14 protein-coding genes are annotated in these 15,982 nt (G+C 73.3%); 7 read left to right on the forward strand and 7 right to left on the reverse strand.

From position 1 onward, the window contains the following. From AB0C21_RS29100 to ychF, 3 genes are all read right to left on the reverse strand, one after another. Positions 1 to 2,964: a TcpE family conjugal transfer membrane protein gene (locus AB0C21_RS29100; RefSeq protein WP_500208483.1), complete on the reverse strand. Its 2,964-nt coding sequence runs from the start codon at positions 2,962 to 2,964 to the stop codon at positions 1 to 3. Between the two features lie 358 nt (positions 2,965 to 3,322). Next, complete coding sequence (locus AB0C21_RS29105; RefSeq protein WP_500208484.1) at positions 3,323 to 4,339, reverse strand: conjugal transfer protein; 1,017 nt, start codon at positions 4,337 to 4,339, stop codon at positions 3,323 to 3,325. 493 nt (positions 4,340 to 4,832) lie between these two features. Beyond that, positions 4,833 to 5,924: a redox-regulated ATPase YchF gene (gene ychF / locus AB0C21_RS29110; RefSeq protein WP_500208485.1), complete on the reverse strand. Its 1,092-nt coding sequence runs from the start codon at positions 5,922 to 5,924 to the stop codon at positions 4,833 to 4,835. A gap of 153 nt (positions 5,925 to 6,077) precedes the next feature. Here ychF and AB0C21_RS29115 point away from each other — a divergent pair, with 153 nt between their 5' ends. From AB0C21_RS29115 to AB0C21_RS29130, 4 genes are all read left to right on the forward strand, one after another. Next, a complete protein-coding gene (locus AB0C21_RS29115; RefSeq protein WP_500208486.1) occupies positions 6,078 to 7,463 on the forward strand; it encodes a DNA recombination protein RmuC in 1,386 nt (461 codons plus the stop codon). Beyond that, positions 7,460 to 8,059 carry a DUF6542 domain-containing protein gene (locus AB0C21_RS29120; RefSeq protein ID WP_500208487.1) on the forward strand — a complete coding sequence of 200 codons (600 nt, stop codon included), beginning with the start codon at positions 7,460 to 7,462 and terminating at the stop codon, positions 8,057 to 8,059. Before AB0C21_RS29115 ends, AB0C21_RS29120 begins: the two co-directional genes overlap by 4 nt. A 95-nt stretch (positions 8,060 to 8,154) precedes the next feature. Continuing rightward, positions 8,155 to 8,748 carry a TetR/AcrR family transcriptional regulator gene (locus tag AB0C21_RS29125; RefSeq protein ID WP_500208488.1) on the forward strand — a complete coding sequence of 198 codons (594 nt, stop codon included), beginning with the start codon at positions 8,155 to 8,157 and terminating at the stop codon, positions 8,746 to 8,748. A 19-nt stretch (positions 8,749 to 8,767) separates the two neighbouring features. Continuing rightward, positions 8,768 to 9,616 carry a haloalkane dehalogenase gene (locus AB0C21_RS29130; protein ID WP_500208533.1) on the forward strand — a complete coding sequence of 283 codons (849 nt, stop codon included), beginning with the start codon at positions 8,768 to 8,770 and terminating at the stop codon, positions 9,614 to 9,616. 49 nt (positions 9,617 to 9,665) lie between these two features. Here the strand turns inward: AB0C21_RS29130 and AB0C21_RS29135 are convergent, their stop codons facing one another. Next, on the reverse strand, positions 9,666 to 10,628 hold the full coding sequence (locus tag AB0C21_RS29135; RefSeq protein ID WP_500208489.1) for a 4-hydroxy-3-methylbut-2-enyl diphosphate reductase: 963 nt from the start codon (positions 10,626 to 10,628) through the stop codon (positions 9,666 to 9,668). A gap of 140 nt (positions 10,629 to 10,768) precedes the next feature. Between AB0C21_RS29135 and AB0C21_RS29140 the strand changes: the two genes are divergently transcribed. Next, the gene (locus AB0C21_RS29140; RefSeq protein WP_500208490.1) at positions 10,769 to 11,692 is read left to right on the forward strand and encodes a DUF8129 domain-containing protein; all 924 of its coding nucleotides are present in this window, start codon (positions 10,769 to 10,771) and stop codon (positions 11,690 to 11,692) included. A 68-nt stretch (positions 11,693 to 11,760) separates the two neighbouring features. Here AB0C21_RS29140 and AB0C21_RS29145 read toward each other — a convergent pair whose 3' ends face one another. Both AB0C21_RS29145 and AB0C21_RS29150 read right to left on the reverse strand, forming a co-directional pair. Then, positions 11,761 to 13,095 carry an MFS transporter gene (locus AB0C21_RS29145; RefSeq protein ID WP_500208491.1) on the reverse strand — a complete coding sequence of 445 codons (1,335 nt, stop codon included), beginning with the start codon at positions 13,093 to 13,095 and terminating at the stop codon, positions 11,761 to 11,763. A 20-nt stretch (positions 13,096 to 13,115) separates the two neighbouring features. Next, on the reverse strand, positions 13,116 to 13,541 hold the full coding sequence (locus tag AB0C21_RS29150) for a MarR family winged helix-turn-helix transcriptional regulator (RefSeq protein ID WP_500208493.1): 426 nt from the start codon (positions 13,539 to 13,541) through the stop codon (positions 13,116 to 13,118). A gap of 143 nt (positions 13,542 to 13,684) precedes the next feature. On the opposite strand from AB0C21_RS29150, the gene xseA reads away from it, so the two are divergent. Both xseA and AB0C21_RS29160 read left to right on the forward strand, forming a co-directional pair. Then, complete coding sequence (xseA, locus tag AB0C21_RS29155; RefSeq protein WP_500208494.1) at positions 13,685 to 14,893, forward strand: exodeoxyribonuclease VII large subunit; 1,209 nt, start codon at positions 13,685 to 13,687, stop codon at positions 14,891 to 14,893. Positions 14,894 to 14,949: 56 nt separating this feature from the next. Beyond that, complete coding sequence (locus tag AB0C21_RS29160; RefSeq protein WP_500208495.1) at positions 14,950 to 15,186, forward strand: exodeoxyribonuclease VII small subunit; 237 nt, start codon at positions 14,950 to 14,952, stop codon at positions 15,184 to 15,186. Between the two features lie 3 nt (positions 15,187 to 15,189). Here AB0C21_RS29160 and AB0C21_RS29165 read toward each other — a convergent pair whose 3' ends face one another. Continuing rightward, entirely contained in the window at positions 15,190 to 15,978 is a 789-nt protein-coding gene (locus AB0C21_RS29165) for a DUF4245 domain-containing protein (RefSeq protein WP_500208497.1), read from the reverse strand. Positions 15,979 to 15,982 lie beyond the last annotated feature (4 nt).

The raw sequence follows: 15,982 nt of genomic DNA on the forward strand, positions 1-15,982 counted from the left end.
TCATCGGGTGGCCTCCTGCTCCTGCTGAAGCTCCTGGTAACGCTCGGGCATGACGGTGAAGCCGCCGGCCACGACGCCGGCGAGGGCAAGATAGGCACGCCGCGTCGGCGTGCGCAACGACTTCAGCTCGTTGCGCGGCGCGCGGTCCATGCTCAGGTGATCGTCCCATGGAATGCGCACCAGCGCCCGGCAACGTCCGCGCGCCACGGCCTCGGCCTGCTCGACGTCGTCCATGCTGCGGCGGCTCACCCCGTTGATGACCGTCACCGCGCGGGACCGCAGCTCCTCGTAGCCGTGGCCGTCCAGCCACTCGAACGTCATCGCGACGGCACGGGGCGCGTCGGCGCTCGCCGGCGCGACGAGGACGATCTGGTCGGCGTACGGCAGGACGCGCGCGACCACGGCGGCGGCCGCGTCGAGCAGCGTCACCGAGTAGAACTTGTCGAGCGTGCGGATCGCGAGCGCGTAGTCGCGGTCGTCGAGCGCCTGCAGCGGGTTCTTGCCCGCCGCGATGACGTCGAGCCCGGACTTGGCCTGCGAGGTGTACCGGCGCATCGCGGTGAGGCTGGACACCTGGTCGGCGCGCGTGATGAGCCCGGTCAGCGTCTCGTTGGTGTCGCTGCGGGTGCGCCGCGCGAGCGCGCCCGGCCCGGGGTTCACGTCGATCGCGACGACCGGCTCGCCGTTGTGCTGCGCGAACGTGTGCCCCAGCATCAGCGCGGTGACGGTCTGCCCCGCCCCGCCGGTGCACCCCAGCACGACGACGTGCCGCGTCCCGTGGAACGGCTGCTGGATCCGCTGCTGGTAGTCGGCGTCGACCTCGCCGTGCCCGCCGCCGACCGCGTGGATGAGCCTGCGCAGCCCGCCGGAGGTCACCTCGTGCTCGGGACCGGGCGGGGTGATCGCCGGACCCGACGGCGGGGGCGCCGGGGGCGGCGGCAGGGGCCGCGGCCGGACGGGCGAGGCGGGCTGCGACCGGACCTCCCGCGGCGGCGCCTCCTCCTCCACCGGACGCGGCGGCTCCGCGACCGCCGGAGGCTCGGCCGGCGGGGGTACCGGCGCGGCCGGGCGGCCGAGGTCGCCGGGGGCCGCGGGCCGCTGCGGCTTGGACAGCCCCTGCGACCAGGGTCTTGGCGGCTCCCGCAGCACCCCGGGCTGCTCCGGCGGCGAGGCGGGCCGCACCATGGGCACCTGCTGGTGCGGCGCGGGCGGCGCACCCGCCTGCTCCGCCGAGGCGGCGGGCGCCTCCGGCCGCTGCCCCGACCATCCAGGACGCCGCTCCGGCGGCACGGGCGAAACTCCAGCCGCCGCGCCGCCACGCTCCGATTCGCTACCCGCCTCCTCGGTACCCGACCGCGCAGCGGGCTGCTCCGGCCGCGCGGTAGGACGCCCAGACCACATGACGGGCTGCTCCGGCCGCAACACAGGCCGCCCCGAAGGCGCGCGAGGCGCCTGCGACTCCCCACCGCCCCCCTCAGAGTCAGCAGGCCGCTCCAGCACAGCGGGCGCCTCCGCCTCAGCGCCGGCCCGCTCCGCCGGTACGGGCGGCTGCGCCGACCGCGCCCGCGCGGCTTCCTGCTCCGGCGTGGCGGGCGACTCCGCCTGGGGCGCCGGGTGCTCCGGCCGCGTCACGGGCTGCGCAGGCGACGTGGAGCGCGGGGCGTCCGGTGCGGACGGCGACGCGGCCTCCGGCCGTGCGGGTTCCTGCTCTGGCGTGGCGGGTGGGGTCGTGTGGGCGGGGGTGGGTCTTGGGGGTTGTGCCGGGCTGGGGTTTTGGGCGCCGAAGGCGCCGGGGACCATCGGGATGTCCGGGCGGGTGGGGGTGGGGCGCTGCGGGGCGGGGGTTCCCTGCGCCCGGATGCGGGTTCCGGCGACCTTCTTGTCGCCGGGCTCGCCGTTGAACGCCCGCGGTGCGCGCACGCGCTCGCCCTCCGCGGCGTGCGCCTGCTCGGGCTCGGCGGGCGACTGCCGCGTGACGCCGTCGCCCGGCTCGGCGGGGCGCACCCACCGGACGCTCGGCGCCGCGGGTTCGGGGGCGTTCGCGATCTCCTCGGCGGCCTCGCGGGCGTCGGCGCGCGGCAGCTGGGGGACGTCGGGCCTGGTGTCGCCGGCCGGGACGGCCTGCCAGAACTCGGCCGGTTCGCCCGGACGGCGGACGCCGGAGGCCAGGGCGCGCTTGCCGGAGCCCGGGGGCGGGCCGGGCGGGGGGACCTCCAGCCGCGGCGTCGCCGGGGGGCGCTCGACGTCGGCGGCGAACGGGAGGACGTCGTCCTCGTGCGCGATGTCGCGGGTGGTGCGGCGCCAGGCCTTGGGCGGGACGGCGGGGCCGGGGGCGGCGGGCTCGGGCTCGGCGGGACGGGGGACGGAGGGCTCGGGGGCGGAGAACTGGGCGGCGGGGAGCTGGGCGGCGGGGACGGCCTCGCGCTGGGCCGCGTACTCGACCAGGGACGGGGGCGCGGCGGCGGCCGCGGGGCGCGGGACCGGGACCGGGGTCGCGGCGGGGGTCTCGACGGGCTCCGGCTCGGCGGCGCGGCGGCGGCCGCGGCGGCGGGACTTGATCGCGGCACGTTCCATCGCGGCCGCCGGGACCGGGGCGCCGGCGCGGCGCCAGACGCGGGCCACGATGACGACCTCGCGGGGCTCCTGGATGGGGGTCAGGCGGCACCAGGTGCGGGGCTCGGCGAGGTAGCGGCCCTGGGAGAGCAGCAGTTCCGTGAGCCTCTTGCCCTCGATGACGGGGCGGGTCGCCATCCAGGTGAGCACGCCCGGCGGGACGATGTAGAGCACGTGCCAGGGGGACTCGAAGGGGATCCCGACGACCCGGAGCAGCACGATCCACGGCACGAACACGCCGAGGAAGACTCCGATCTGGACCAGCGGCAGCGGCATCGGAAGCCGCAGGTCGTACAGCTTGTAGAGCCGCTTCTCGATGCGCCAGATGTTCGTGTACGTGGGTAGATCCACGCCCCTACTCCCCTAACTGCGCGGGCACCGTGCCGCCTTCGGACCTCCGTATGGGTCAGGAGACGTCCACGCCGAGGGCCTCGGCGGTCGCCTTGGCCGTGGTCTCGATGTCGTCGGGCACTAGCGGACCACTCCGATTCCGATCGCCGGGCAGGTGAATTGACGAAGCGCGTGATCTCGCGGGTGAACGGGAAGGACGGCGCCGCAATGGACGCGGTCGGGAGGAACGGCGGGCCCGAGTTCGCCGGCCGCGAGGATTTCGTGCGGAATCGGCGCCATGACGTGCTGCGACATCGAATCGGCTACCTTCCCTGGTCGGCGGTCGGGCTGGGGGTCGTCGTGTTCACTTCGCGGCCTCTCATGATGCGCTCGGTTGCGTGGTGCCGCGAATGTCCTGGACGAGCCAGGTCGTTCCCTTCTTCACCATGGCGAGCTGGTAGCTCTGCTCGAGCTCGCCGCCGCCGCCCCCGGCGGGCTGCCACACCACGGTCGCGGTGACGGTGCGCGAGCCTCCGGGCCCCTTCGGCGCGACGACCTCCTTGACCTGGACGAAGGTGACGGAGTTGGCCAGGCCGGCGATGGTCGTCCCGTTGGAGAAGCGGGACAGGGCCGCCTGGTTGCCGGTCGCGTACTCCTGGAAGAAGGTGCCGAGGAAGGGCTGGAGTTCGGTCTCGAGGGCCGTGTCGCGGTCCTGGACGCCGTCCTCGGGAAGCTGCGCCTTGGTCGGAGGGGGAAGCAGGGCGGGACGGGCGGAGACGACCAGCGAGCCGCTCCGGTCGGCGTACACCGGGACGGCGAGGCGGAGCCAGCGGTCGGCGGTGCGGGCCAGGAGCGTCACGGTGGCGTTGTTGGCGTCGCGGGCGTCGACGCCGGCGACCTGGACGGACTGCACCTGCATCTTGCCCACGCCGTTCCACCCGTACTGGGCGTCGGCGCCGTCGGGCAGGAAGGTCTTCAGCTGCGCCTCGCGGGCGGGTGCGGTCTTCTGGTCGTAGTTGAGGTAGACGTTGGCGAACTGCAGGGCGAACGCGCCCGCGGCGCTGCTGGGGAACCCGGCGTTCTTCGGGGGCTTGGACGGGGTGCCCGCGCCGCCGGCCTTCTCGGCGGAGGTGAACCGCTCGAACGGGGCGCGGACGCCGTTGACGAGGATGACGATGATCAGCGCCCACAGCACGGCGCGGCCGACCCAGACCCACCAGCGCCCGCCGGAGCCGCCCCAGCGGCCGCCGCCGCGCGAGCCGCCGCCTCCGGACCCGCGGCCGTGGCCGGGCAGGTCCCACGGGTCGGCGGACGACGCGAGCGCCCGGCCGGGCGCCGCGGTCTCGTCGACGACGGCGGTGTCACGGCCGCGTCCCACGGCCGACCTGCGAGCCATCCTGCCTCCGCTCGCGCCTCGCCCCCGGTCGGCGCGGTCCTGTGTGCTGGTCATGTCCGGTGGCTTTTCTGAACCCACCTCGGGCCCAGGGTAACCACGGGCGTCAATTGTTCCAGCGCATCCCGGCGAAGCACAGCCCCGGCACGCGGTTGTGGATAATGCAATCCACCTCAGCAGGAACGGGGAAGATTGCCAAACGGTGACGTTCCCCTATCCGGGCCGCCGAACGGCGCGCGGGCCCCGGTACCGGACAAGCGCGGCGCCTCGGGGAGTTGCTTGGTCACGGGATGGCGTCGGCGGCCGCAATCCGCTCCCCGAAAATATGGGACATAGCGCTATATTTACGACACTCAACGCCAAAACACGCAGCTCACAGAGCACAGTGGTCCGAACGGCCTCGCGTGTCGCCAAAATCACATGGGGTGCCGCCCGACACGGCCGCGCCGGAACCCTGGCCGACTGCGGCCCCCGCCGCTCGCCTACGGCGTCACCGTCAGACGTTGAAGCGGAACTCCACGACGTCGCCGTCCTGCATGACGTAGTCCTTGCCCTCCATGCGGACCTTGCCGGCCGTACGGGCGGCGGCCATGGAGCCGGCCGCGGTCAGGTCGTCGAAGGAGACGATCTCGGCCTTGATGAAGCCGCGCTGGAAGTCGGTGTGGATGACGCCGGCGGCCTCCGGCGCGGTGGCGCCCTTGCGGATCGTCCAGGCGCGCGCCTCCTTGGGCCCCGCCGTCAGGTAGGTCTGGAGGCCGAGGGTCGCGAACCCGATCCGGACGAGCTGCGACAGGCCGGACTCCTCCTGCCCCATCCCCTGCAGCAGTTCGAGCGCCTCGTCGTCGGGCAGCTCGATCAGCTCCGCCTCGATCTTGGCGTCCAGGAAGACCGCCTCGGCGGGGGCGACCAGGGTGCGCAGGCGCTCGCGCAGGACCTCGTCGGTCAGCTCGCTCTCGTCCAGGTTGAAGACGTAGAGGAACGGCTTGGCGGTGAGCAGGTGCAGCTCGCGCAGGAGGTCGAGGTCGACGCCGGCCTGCTCGGCGCCCGCGAACAGCGTGACGCCGTCGTTCAGGAGCTTCTGCGCGGCGTTGACGGCCTCGACGACGGCGAGCTTGTCCTTGTCCTTCTTGGTCCGGGCCTCCTTGTCGAGGCGCGGCAGCGCCCTCTCGATCGTCTGGAGGTCGGCCAGGATCAGCTCGGTGTTGATCGTCTCGATGTCGCGGGACGGGACGACGTCGCCGTCCACGTGCGTGACGTCCGGGTCCTCGAACGCCCGGATGACCTGGCAGATCGCGTTGGTCTCCCGGATGTTGGCGAGGAACTTGTTGCCGAGCCCCTGCCCCTCGGACGCGCCCTTGACGATGCCCGCGATGTCGACGAACTCCATCGTCGCCGGAATGATCTTCTGCGAGCCGAACACCTCGGCGAGCACGGTCAGCCGGTGGTCGGGCACGCCGACCACGCCGACGTTGGGGTCGATGGTCGCGAACGGGTAGTTGGCGGCCAGCGCGTCGTTCTTGGTCAGCGCGTTGAAGAGGGTCGACTTGCCGACGTTGGGCAGCCCGACGATTCCGATGGAGAGGCTCACGGCGGTCAAGTTTATGGCGCGCGCGGACCCCTCGGGCTGCCCGGAACCTCCGTACGGCCTCCCCTTGGTGAACACTGGGCCAAATGTCCGGTGACGCGGGGGATCCCGGCGCGTCGCGGTCGCCGATCGCGGGCGCGCTGCCACGATGAACGGATGGACCTCGCGCTGTTCGCCGGACTCCTCGTCGGCGCCGTCTTCGGCGCCGTCGCCGGGTACGCGCTCGCGACGGGCCGGCAGGGCGCGCTGATCGCGCGGGCGCGGGCGGCCGAGGAGAAGCTCGCCTACGCCGAGGAGCGGATGGCCGAGCACTTCGAGAACCTGTCGGCGAAGGCCCTGGACGCCAGCAACCAGCGGTTCCTGGAGCTGGCCGACGCGCGGCTCAAGGCGGCGGGCGTCGAGGCCGCCGGGGAGCTGCAGCGGCGGCAGCAGGCCGTCGAGCACCTGGTCGCGCCGCTCAAGGAGACGCTCGCCAAGGTGGAGGAGCAGCTCCGCGAGGTGGAGACGGGCCGCCGCGAGTCGCACGCCATGCTGGCCAAGCAGGTCGACTTCGTCCGGCAGAGCTCCGACCAGCTCCGGCGCGAGACGCAGTCGCTCGTCCGTGCGCTGCAGCGGCCCGAGGCCAGGGGGCGCTGGGGCGAGCTCCAGCTCCGCCGCGTCGTGGAGCTGGCCGGGATGACGCACCACTGCGACTTCGACGAGCAGGCCAGTTCGGTGACGGCCGACGGCACGGTCCGCCCCGACATGGTCGTGCGGCTGGTCGGCGGCAAGAACATCGTGGTCGACTCCAAGGTCTCGCTGGCCGCCTACCTGCAGGCCGCGGAGAGCGGCGACCCCGTACGGCTGGACGCGCACGCTCGGCACCTGCGCGACCATGTCGACCGCCTGTCGGCGAAGTCGTACTGGCAGGCGTTCAGCCCGGCGCCGGAGTTCGTCGTGCTGTTCATCCCGGGCGAGGCGTTCCTGGCGCCCGCCCTCGAGCGCGACCCCGGCCTCCTCGAGTACGCGATGAGGCGGCGGGTGCACATCGCCACGCCGACCACGCTCGTCACGATGCTGCGGACGGCGTCCTACGCCTGGCAGCAGGCCGCCCTCTCGCGCAACGCCCGCGCCGTGTTCGAGCTGGGCAAGGAGCTGTACGAGCGGCTTGGCACGATGGGGCAGCACGTCGACGAGCTCGGCCGCGCGCTGACCGGAGCGATCAAGTCCTACAACCGGACGGTCGGGTCCCTGGAGACGCGCGTCCTGGTCAGCGCGCGCAAGCTGAACGAGCTCGGAGTGGTGGACGACGGCTTGGAAAGCCCCCATCCTGTCGAGGAGAGCCCCCGCGCCCTCTCCGCGGCCGAACTGACCGCATACGACGAACTTTTCGACGACGAGGACCATCTGCCTGATCGGGAGCAGACCCGGCGCGGTCCCGCCGCGGATGCGGCGGGCCTCGGCGGGCACGTCCCCGAGCAGGGCGATCCGCGGAACGTCCGTGACCGGAGCGGGCCGGGGCGTGTGGGGGGTCCGCCTCCCACGGGGAAGAGGTGGCGATGAGTTCATCGACGGTACGCGACGCGCCGGACGGCGCCTCGCCGTCCCCGGAGCGTCCGGCGCGGCGGCGGCGCGGCGGTCCGCCCCGGTCGGACTCGCCCGGCCCGGTCACGCTCACCGGGCGCGGCGGCATCGTGGTCATGTTCGCCGCCGGGGTGCTGTGCGGGCTGCTGTCGCGGTGGTTCGACGTGCCGCTGCTCGCCGGCGCCGGGTTCGCGATCGGCTGCGCGCTCGCCGCGTTCGCGACGCGTCCCGCCGACCTGCTCACGCTCGTCGTCAGCCCGCCGCTGGTGTTCCTCGCCGCCACGCTCACGGTGGTGTTCACCACCGCGCTCGGCGGCGGCTCGCTGCTGCGCGCCGTCACCGTGGGCGTGTTCACCGCGCTCGCGGCCACCGCGCCGTGGCTGTTCTTCGGGACGCTGCTCGTGGTCGTGATCTGCCTGGCCCGCGGCGTCATGACGAACGCGCGGGAGCTGCACGACAAACTGGTCGGGGTCCGGCTCTTCGAGAAGGAGGAGAACGAGAACCCCGTCCGGTGGGACGAGACCCCCGCCCCGGACCGGGACCGGCGCCGCCTCCCCCACGACGAGGACGACTGACCCGGCCGGTCGGGCCGCGGCTGAGAAGAGTTCCGCAGCGCCCAGCGCCGTGACCTGGCTTGACGAAATCAATACGGTCGTACATATTACTCCCCATGGCCAGACCATCGAACAAGGAGCAGATCCTCGACGCGGGTCTCGAGGTGGTCCGGCGGCGCGGGTTCACGGCCGCCGGCGTCCGGGAGATCACCTCCGCGGCCTCGGTGCCGCAGGGGTCGTTCACGAACCACTTCGCCTCCAAGGAGGCGTTCGGCCTGGAGATCCTCGACCGCTACTTCGCGGACGTGCGGTCGCTCACCGCCGAGACGCTCACCGCCGAGACGCTCGGCGCCGAGCGCGACCCGGTCGAGCGGCTCCGCGGCTACTTCGACGCGATCACCGACCGGCTGGAGGCCCGGGGATGGCGGCACGGCTGCCTGGTCGGGAACCTGAGCCTGGAGTCGGCCGAGCACAGCGAGGCCATCCGGACGCGGCTCGCCGAGATCTTCGCCGAGTGGCGGGCGCCGTTCGTCCACTGCCTCGAAGAGGCGGCGGCGCAGGGGCGGATCACCCTCACGGTCCCCGCCCCGGACCTGGCCGACTTCCTGCTGGCCTCATGGCAGGGCGCGATCCTGCGCATGAAGGTCGAGCGCACCCCCGAACCGCTGCACCGTTTCAAGGACGTCGTCTTCACGACGGTCCTGAGATGACCAGGAGAACCCCGTGCCCATGACACCCGTGCTCGGCACCGAAATGCACCACACCGAATCCGGCTCCGGCGACCCCGTCGTCTTCCTGCACGGCAACCCGACCTCGTCCTACCTGTGGCGGAACGTCATCCCCCACGTGTCGGACCTCGGCCGGTGCCTCGCGCCCGACCTCGTCGGCATGGGGCGCTCGGGCCCGGCGCCCGCGTACCGCTTCGCCGACCACGCGCGCCACCTCGACGCCTGGTTCGACGCCATGGGGCTGACCGCGGACGTCACCCTCGTCCTGCACGACTGGGGATCGGCGCTCGGCTTCCACTGGGCCGCCCGCAACCCCGGCCGGGTCAAGGCCATCGCCTACATGGAGGCCATCGTCCAGCCGCGCCTGTGGACGGACTTCCCGCCGGGCCGGGAGGAGCTGTTCCGCGCCATGCGGTCCGAGCGGGGCGAGAAGCTGGTGCTCGAGGAGAACTTCTTCGTCGAGACGGTGCTGCCCCGCAGCGTCGTGCGCGTCCTGACCGAGGAGGAGATGGACGCCTACCGCGCCCCGTTCCGCACGCCCGAGTCGCGCCTCCCCACGCTGGCCTTCGCCCGCGAGCTCCCGATCGACGGCGAGCCGAAAGACGTGGCCGAGATCGTCGAGGCCTACGGCCGCTGGCTCGCCGCAACGCCCGTTCCCAAGCTGTTCGTCGCGGCCGAACCCGGCGCCCTGCTCGTCGGCCGGGCGGCCGAGTTCGCCCGCACCTTCCCCAACCAGCGGGAAGTGACCGTCAAGGGCGTCCACTACCTGCAGGAGGACTCGCCGGACGAGATCGGCGGGGCGCTCAGGAGCTTCCTGCTCGACCTTCCGGCGCCGGACTCCGGCCGCTGACGCCCACGGGCCCGGCGGGACGTCCCGCCGGGCGCTCGTCCCCGCGTGACTAGACGGGCGTGATGCGCAGGTCCTTGCGGAGCTCCTTCGGCAGGGAGAAGCGCATGTGCTCCGGAACGGACTCGATCTCCTCGGCCTCGCCGTAGCCGCGCTCGGCGAGCCACGCCAGGACCCCCTGGACCAGCTCGTCCGGGACGGAGGCGCCGCTCGTGACGCCCACGGTGGTGACGCCCTCCAGCCAGGCCGGGTCGATGTGCTCGGCGTAGTCGACGAGGTAGGCGGCGTCGGCGCCGTGCTCCTTGGCGACCTCGACCAGCCGGACGGAGTTGGAGGAGTTGGTCGACCCCACCACGATGACGAGCTGAGCCTGCGCCGCCATCTCCTTCACCGCGACCTGCCGGTTCTGGGTGGCGTAGCAGATGTCGTCGGACGGCGGGTCCATCAGCTTGGGGAACCGCTCGCGGAGCTTCTCGACGGTGGCGACGGTCTCGTCCACCGACAGCGTGGTCTGCGACAGCCACGCGACCTTCTCGGGGTCGCGGACGCGCACGTTGGCGACGTCGCCGGGGCCGTCGACGAGGTGGATGTGGTCGGGGGCCTCGCCGGTGGTGCCGATGACCTCCTCGTGGCCCTCGTGGCCGATCAGCAGGATGTCGTAGTCCTGGGTGGCGAAGCGGACCGCCTCCTTGTGGACCTTGGTCACCAGCGGGCAGGTCGCGTCGATGGTGCGCAGGTTCAGGCCCGCGGCCTCCTGGTGCACGACGGGCGCCACGCCGTGGGCGGAGAACACCACGATGGAGCCCTCGGGGACCTCCTCGGTCTCGTCCACGAAGATCGCGCCACGCTCCTCCAGCGTCTTCACGACGTGCACGTTGTGGACGATCTGCTTGCGGACGTAGATCGGGGCCCCGTACTTCTCCAGGGCGATCTCGACCGTCTGCACGGCCCGGTCGACGCCCGCGCAGTAACCACGCGGCTTGGCGAGCAGGACACGGCGCTGGGTGGAGGTCATGGCTCCATCGTACGAGGGGCGGCGCTGTGACCGACTCCACGGCACGCTTTGCCAGAATTCCATTCACCCCGCGTGACCAGGGTTGCACCGATGGGGCAGAGTGAGTGGGGACGGAGACGAGGCAGGAAGAGGAACATCCGATGAGGAAATCGCCGCGCCGCCTCAGTGAGCAGGTCCGCGACAACCTGGGGGAACAGGTCCGGGATCTCCCGCTGCACGCCGTCCGGCTGGCCATGTTCGGCGTCGGCCGGGCGCTGCTGCTGACCGACCGGGTGACCAGGGACTACAAGGAGATCACCGAGGGCGGCGGTGTGAAGCCGGTGATCGGCCGGCTCCGCGACGACGTCCAGCACACGGCGGGGAAGGTCGTCGGGCTGGTCGCCGAGCGCGTCCGCGGTGAGGAGCCCGAGGCCGAGCCCGAGCCGGAGCCCGCACGCCGCACCAGGACGGCCGCCTCGCGCGCGGCCGCCACGAGCACGGCCGCCAGGGGCACCGCCACCGAGGAGATCTCGGTCGGCAAGCCCGGCGGCGGGACGCGCCACGCGCCGAAGCACGCCCGTCCCGGACCGCCGCCGAAGCCCGCCAAGCCGGGCGCGCTGGGCAGGCACCACGCCAAGGCGGAGGGCGCGGCCGGTCCGGTCGCCCAGCCCGCGCCGAAGCCGGTGCCGTCCGAGCCGAAGCCGGAGCCCGCGCCGCAGGCCGAGCCCGCCCCGAGCCCGAAGGCCGCCGAGCCCGGGCCCGCCAAGCCCGAGCCCAAGCCGGCCGAGGCCGCGAAGGGCAAGGCAGAGGAGGGCGAGGCCCCGGAGAAGAAGGTCGACGAGGCGGCGTTCGAGCCGAAGCCGGAGGCCAAGCCCGCCGCGCAGGCGGAGGCCGAGCACATCGCCGAGGACCTCCCGGTCCCCGACTACGACAGCGCCACGCTGCCGCAGCTGCGCGCGCGCCTGCGCGGGCTGTCCGCCGACCAGGTGAAGCTCCTGCGCGAGTACGAGCGCAAGCACGCCGGCCGCGAGGACGTCATCCGCATGTACGAGCGCCGCATCGCCAAGCTCAACGGCCTGAACTGACCGGCCCGTTCAGCGGCACGACACGGAAGAGGCCCCCGGAGTGTCCGGGGGCCTCTTCCGTTCGGACGTCAGGCCGCCGCGGGGGCGTCCTGGAAGGCGTGGTCGATGTCGACCCGCTCCAGCGGCTCCAGGTGGCGGCGGCGCGCCGCGAGGATCCCGATCGCGACGGCGCAGCAGGCGGCGCCGACGACGTACGGCAGCTTCGCGTCGACCTCCTCCGCGAGCTTCGTCGCGGCGTAGGGGGCGAGGGCGCCGCCCGTCCACCGGACGAAGTTGTACCCGGCGGACGCGACGGGCCGCGGGCTGTCGGAGACCTCCATCGCGGCCTCGGTGAACGCGGTGTTGTTCAGCCCGATCGGGATGCCGGACAGGACCGTGCAGACGATGATCCCGGCGTGCCCGAAGAACGCGAGGCCTAGCTGGAACACGACCAGCAGCGCCAGCGCCAGGTACATGACCCGGACGGTTCCGATGCGCCGCTGGAGCAGGGGGGCGCCGAAGACCGACGCCAGCGCCACCATGACGCCCCAGCCGAAGAACACCAGGCCGATGCCGTGCGCGCTCATCCCGAGGACGAACGGGGTGAAGGCGAGGACGGTGAAGAACGCGTAGTTGTAGAACAGCGCGGTGAACGCGGTGGTGGACAGGCCGCCGTGCGCCAGGGCCCGGATGGGCGCGCTGAGGCGGGTCTTCTCGGCGGGCCGCGGCGGGGGCCTGAGCAGCGTGCTGATCAGCAGGAAGCCGACCGCCATGAGAGCGGCGGTGCCGAAGAACGGGAAGCGCCAGTTCATGTCGCCGAGCAGGGCGCCGGCGAGCGGGCCGAGCGAGATGCCGAGGCCGAGCGCCGCCTCGTAAAGGATGATCGCCGACTCCGCCCCGCGCCATCCCTTCGAGGGCGGACGACCCCCCACGCCCCCCGGATCGCCTCCGGCTCCGTTCCCCTTCGAGGGGGGACGACCCCCCACGCCCCCCGGATCGCCTCCGGCTCCGTTAGAGGCGGCCCCCACGATCACGGCTAGCGCCGTGGCGACGAACAGGGCGTTGCCGAGGCCCCAACCCGCGCGGAAACCGACGAGTTGGCCGACGGTCCCGGACGTCCCGGCGAGCGCGGCGAACACCACGACGAGCGCGAGCCCGATCAGCAGGGTCGGCTTGCCGCCGATCCGGCTGGACACCCAGCCGGTCACCAGCATCGCCACCGCGGTGATCAGGAAGTAGCTGGTGAACAGCAGCGAGACCTGGCTCGGCGTGGCGTCCAGGTTCGCCGCGATCGCGGGCAGGATCGGGTCGACGAGGCCGATGCCCATGAAGGCGACGACCGCGGCGAAGGCGGTCGCCCACACCGACGTCGGCTGCCTGAGGATGCCGCCGCCCTTCGGGGTCGCCGAGGGCTTCGCGTGCATGGGTACCTCCGTGTACGGGTTCAGGGTCCGCCGAAGAGCTTGTCGAGGGCGGGCAGCGCCGCGGCCACGGCCGCGCGCTCCTCGTCCGTCAGCTCCGCGAACCGCTCGGCGAGGAAGCCGATCCGGCGCGCGCGCCCGGCGGCCAGCCGGTCGCGTCCCGCCTCGGTGAGCGAGGCGGTGACGACGCGGGCGTCGGCGCCGTTCCGGCCGCGCGCCACGAGCCCGTCGCGTTCGAGCCGGTTGATCTGCGCCGTCATGGTCGGCAGCCGGACGCCGTGCTCGGCCGCCAGCTCGGTCATCCGCCGCGGCCCGTGCTCCAGGGAGCCGAGCACGGACAGCTGCTGGCTGGTGATCGGCTGGTCGGCGCTGACCCGCCGGAGCATCAGCACGACGTGGCGCAGGCACCGGTTGAGCCGCTCGGCGAGCTCGCGTTCGGATGCGGTCACGGTCTCTCCTCGAATTACTTAGCCAGTCTAAGTTAGCTTGGCTAATGTTCGGTGGCCGGGGACGTGTCTCTTCGGTCACATGGATTCTGTCGGTGGGAGCGGCGGGCGGAACGGCGGTGCGGCCCGCGCCGTAGGCTGCCTGCATGGCGATGGAGACCACGGCCGAGTCCCCGGTTCCGGTGCGGACCGTCCTGCAGGCGGTCAGCGGGTGGATCGGCAAGCTCGGCCGGATCTGGGTGGAGGGCCAGATCACCGACCTCAACGCCCGCGGCGGGACGGTCTACATGACGCTCCGCGACCCGGTGGCGAACATGTCGGTGCGGGTCGTCGGCCCGCGCGCGGTGTTCGAGGCCGCCGGCCCGGCGGTCACCGACGGGGCCCGCGTCGTCGTGCACGCCAAGCCCGACTTCTGGATCAACCGCGGGACGTTCTCGCTCAGCGTGCTGGAGATCAGGCCGGTCGGCGTCGGCGAGCTGCTGGCCCGGCTGGAGCGGCTCAAGCGGGTGCTGGCCTCCGAGGGGCTGTTCCGGCCCGAGCGCAAGCGCCCGCTGCCGTTCCTGCCCGGCCGGATCGGGCTGATCTGCGGGCGCGACTCCGACGCCGAGCACGACGTTCTGCAGAACGCGCGGCGGCGGTGGCCGGCGGTGGCGTTCCGGGTCGAGAACACCGCGGTGCAGGGCTCGTACGCGGTCGGCGAGGTCATGGAGGCGCTGCGCGCGCTGGACGCCGATCCCGAGATCGATGTGATCATCATCGCGCGCGGCGGCGGCGCGATGGAAGACCTGCTGCCGTTCTCCGACGAGGCCCTCGTCCGGGCGGTCGCCGCCGCCCGCACCCCGGTGGTCAGCGCGATCGGGCACGAGCAGGACAGCCCGCTGCTGGACCTGGTCGCCGACGTCCGCGCCTCCACCCCGACCGACGCCGCGAAGAAGACCGTGCCGGACGTGCGCGAGCAGCTCCAGCTCGTCCGGCAGCTGCGCGACCGGGGGCGGCGGTGCCTGTCCGGCGCGGTGGAGCGGGAGCTGGCCTGGCTGCGGTCGGTGCGCTCGCGGCCCGCGCTGGCCGACCCCGTGCGGGAGATCGAGCGACAGGCCGAGCAGGTCGCGGCGCTGCGCGACCGGGCCCGGCGGTGCCTGTCGGGCGCGCTGGACCGGGCCGAGGACGAGCTGGGGCACACCCGCGCCCGGCTGCTCGCCCTCTCCCCCGCCGCGACGCTGGAGCGCGGGTACGCGATCGTCCAGCGGGAGGACGCGACGGTCGTGCGCGAGTCGGCGGGGGTCAAGGACGGCGAGCGCCTCCACGTGCGGCTGGCCGACGGGCGGCTCGGCGTGACCGTGACCGAGCGGGAATGAACCGTGGATGCCGACCGGGGGACGGGCCGTCTCCCCGGGGATGAGAGGGTGGGCCGGTGGCGGACGAGAAGGGGACGGCGGAGAAGCCGTCGTACGAGCAGGCACGGGACGAGCTGGCCGAGGTCGTCAAGCGGCTGGAGGCCGGCGGCCTGACGCTGGAGGAGTCGCTCGGCCTGTGGGAGCGGGGCGAGCGGCTCGCCGCCGTCTGCGAGGAGTGGCTGGAGGGCGCCCGCGCCAGGCTGGCCGCGGCCCTCGAACGGCCCGACAACGGCGAGGCCGCCGCTCCGTTCTAGGGATCAGGACGCCGGCGTGGCCGTCGCCGGAGGGGGAGGTCCGCCGGTCTTCGCCTGCTCCTTGAGCGACCCGGCCAGGACCGCCAGCTCCGCGTAGGACGCGGTGCCGGTGACGACGAGGCTCACCCCGTTCGGGAGCGTCCGGGCGAGGGTGTTGGCCTTCTTGTCCTTGCGGTGGTACTTGGTCCAGGCGACGCCGTTCACCTGCTGCGTCCCGACCGGCCGGCTGCTGTTGGCCATGCGCGGGACGAACTCCGACGCCTTCTCGTTGCTCTGCTCAAGCGCCGCGTACTGCTCGCTCGGCGTCACGAAGCCGAGGTGCCAGGCGACGGGGTCCTTGCCGCCGGAGCCCAGGCCGTGCACCCGCGAGCTGTTGGGCCGCCAGTGGATGGGGAGCCCCTCCGGCGCGTAGACGGTGTAGGGCGCGTCGTTGCGCATCGCCCACAGCTGCGAGCCGTAGTCGACGGTCGGCAGGACCTCCTTGTCGCTGCGCGGCGTGATGACGTAGATCGCCAGCACGAGCAGCAGGCAGGCGCCCATCGCCATGGTGAAGCCGCCGAGCCCCGTGGTCAGCCGCTTGTACACGCCGGGGCTCACCTCGACCACGGGCCGGCCGCCCGGCGCGCCCGTCCCGCGCGGCTCCTCGGCGGAGCCGTCGCCGGGCCGTTCCGCGGCCTCGTCCGTCCCGGGCCGTTCCGCCGACGCGTCCGCGCCGGGCCGTTCGGCGGGCGCGTCCGGCTCGGGCCGGGCGGCCTCGGCGTCCGGGGCGGAGGATGGGGTCTTGTCGGTCACCCCT

It is taken from the genome of Spirillospora sp. NPDC049024, from assembly GCF_040649235.1.
GTDB lineage: Bacteria > Actinomycetota > Actinomycetes > Streptosporangiales > Streptosporangiaceae > Spirillospora.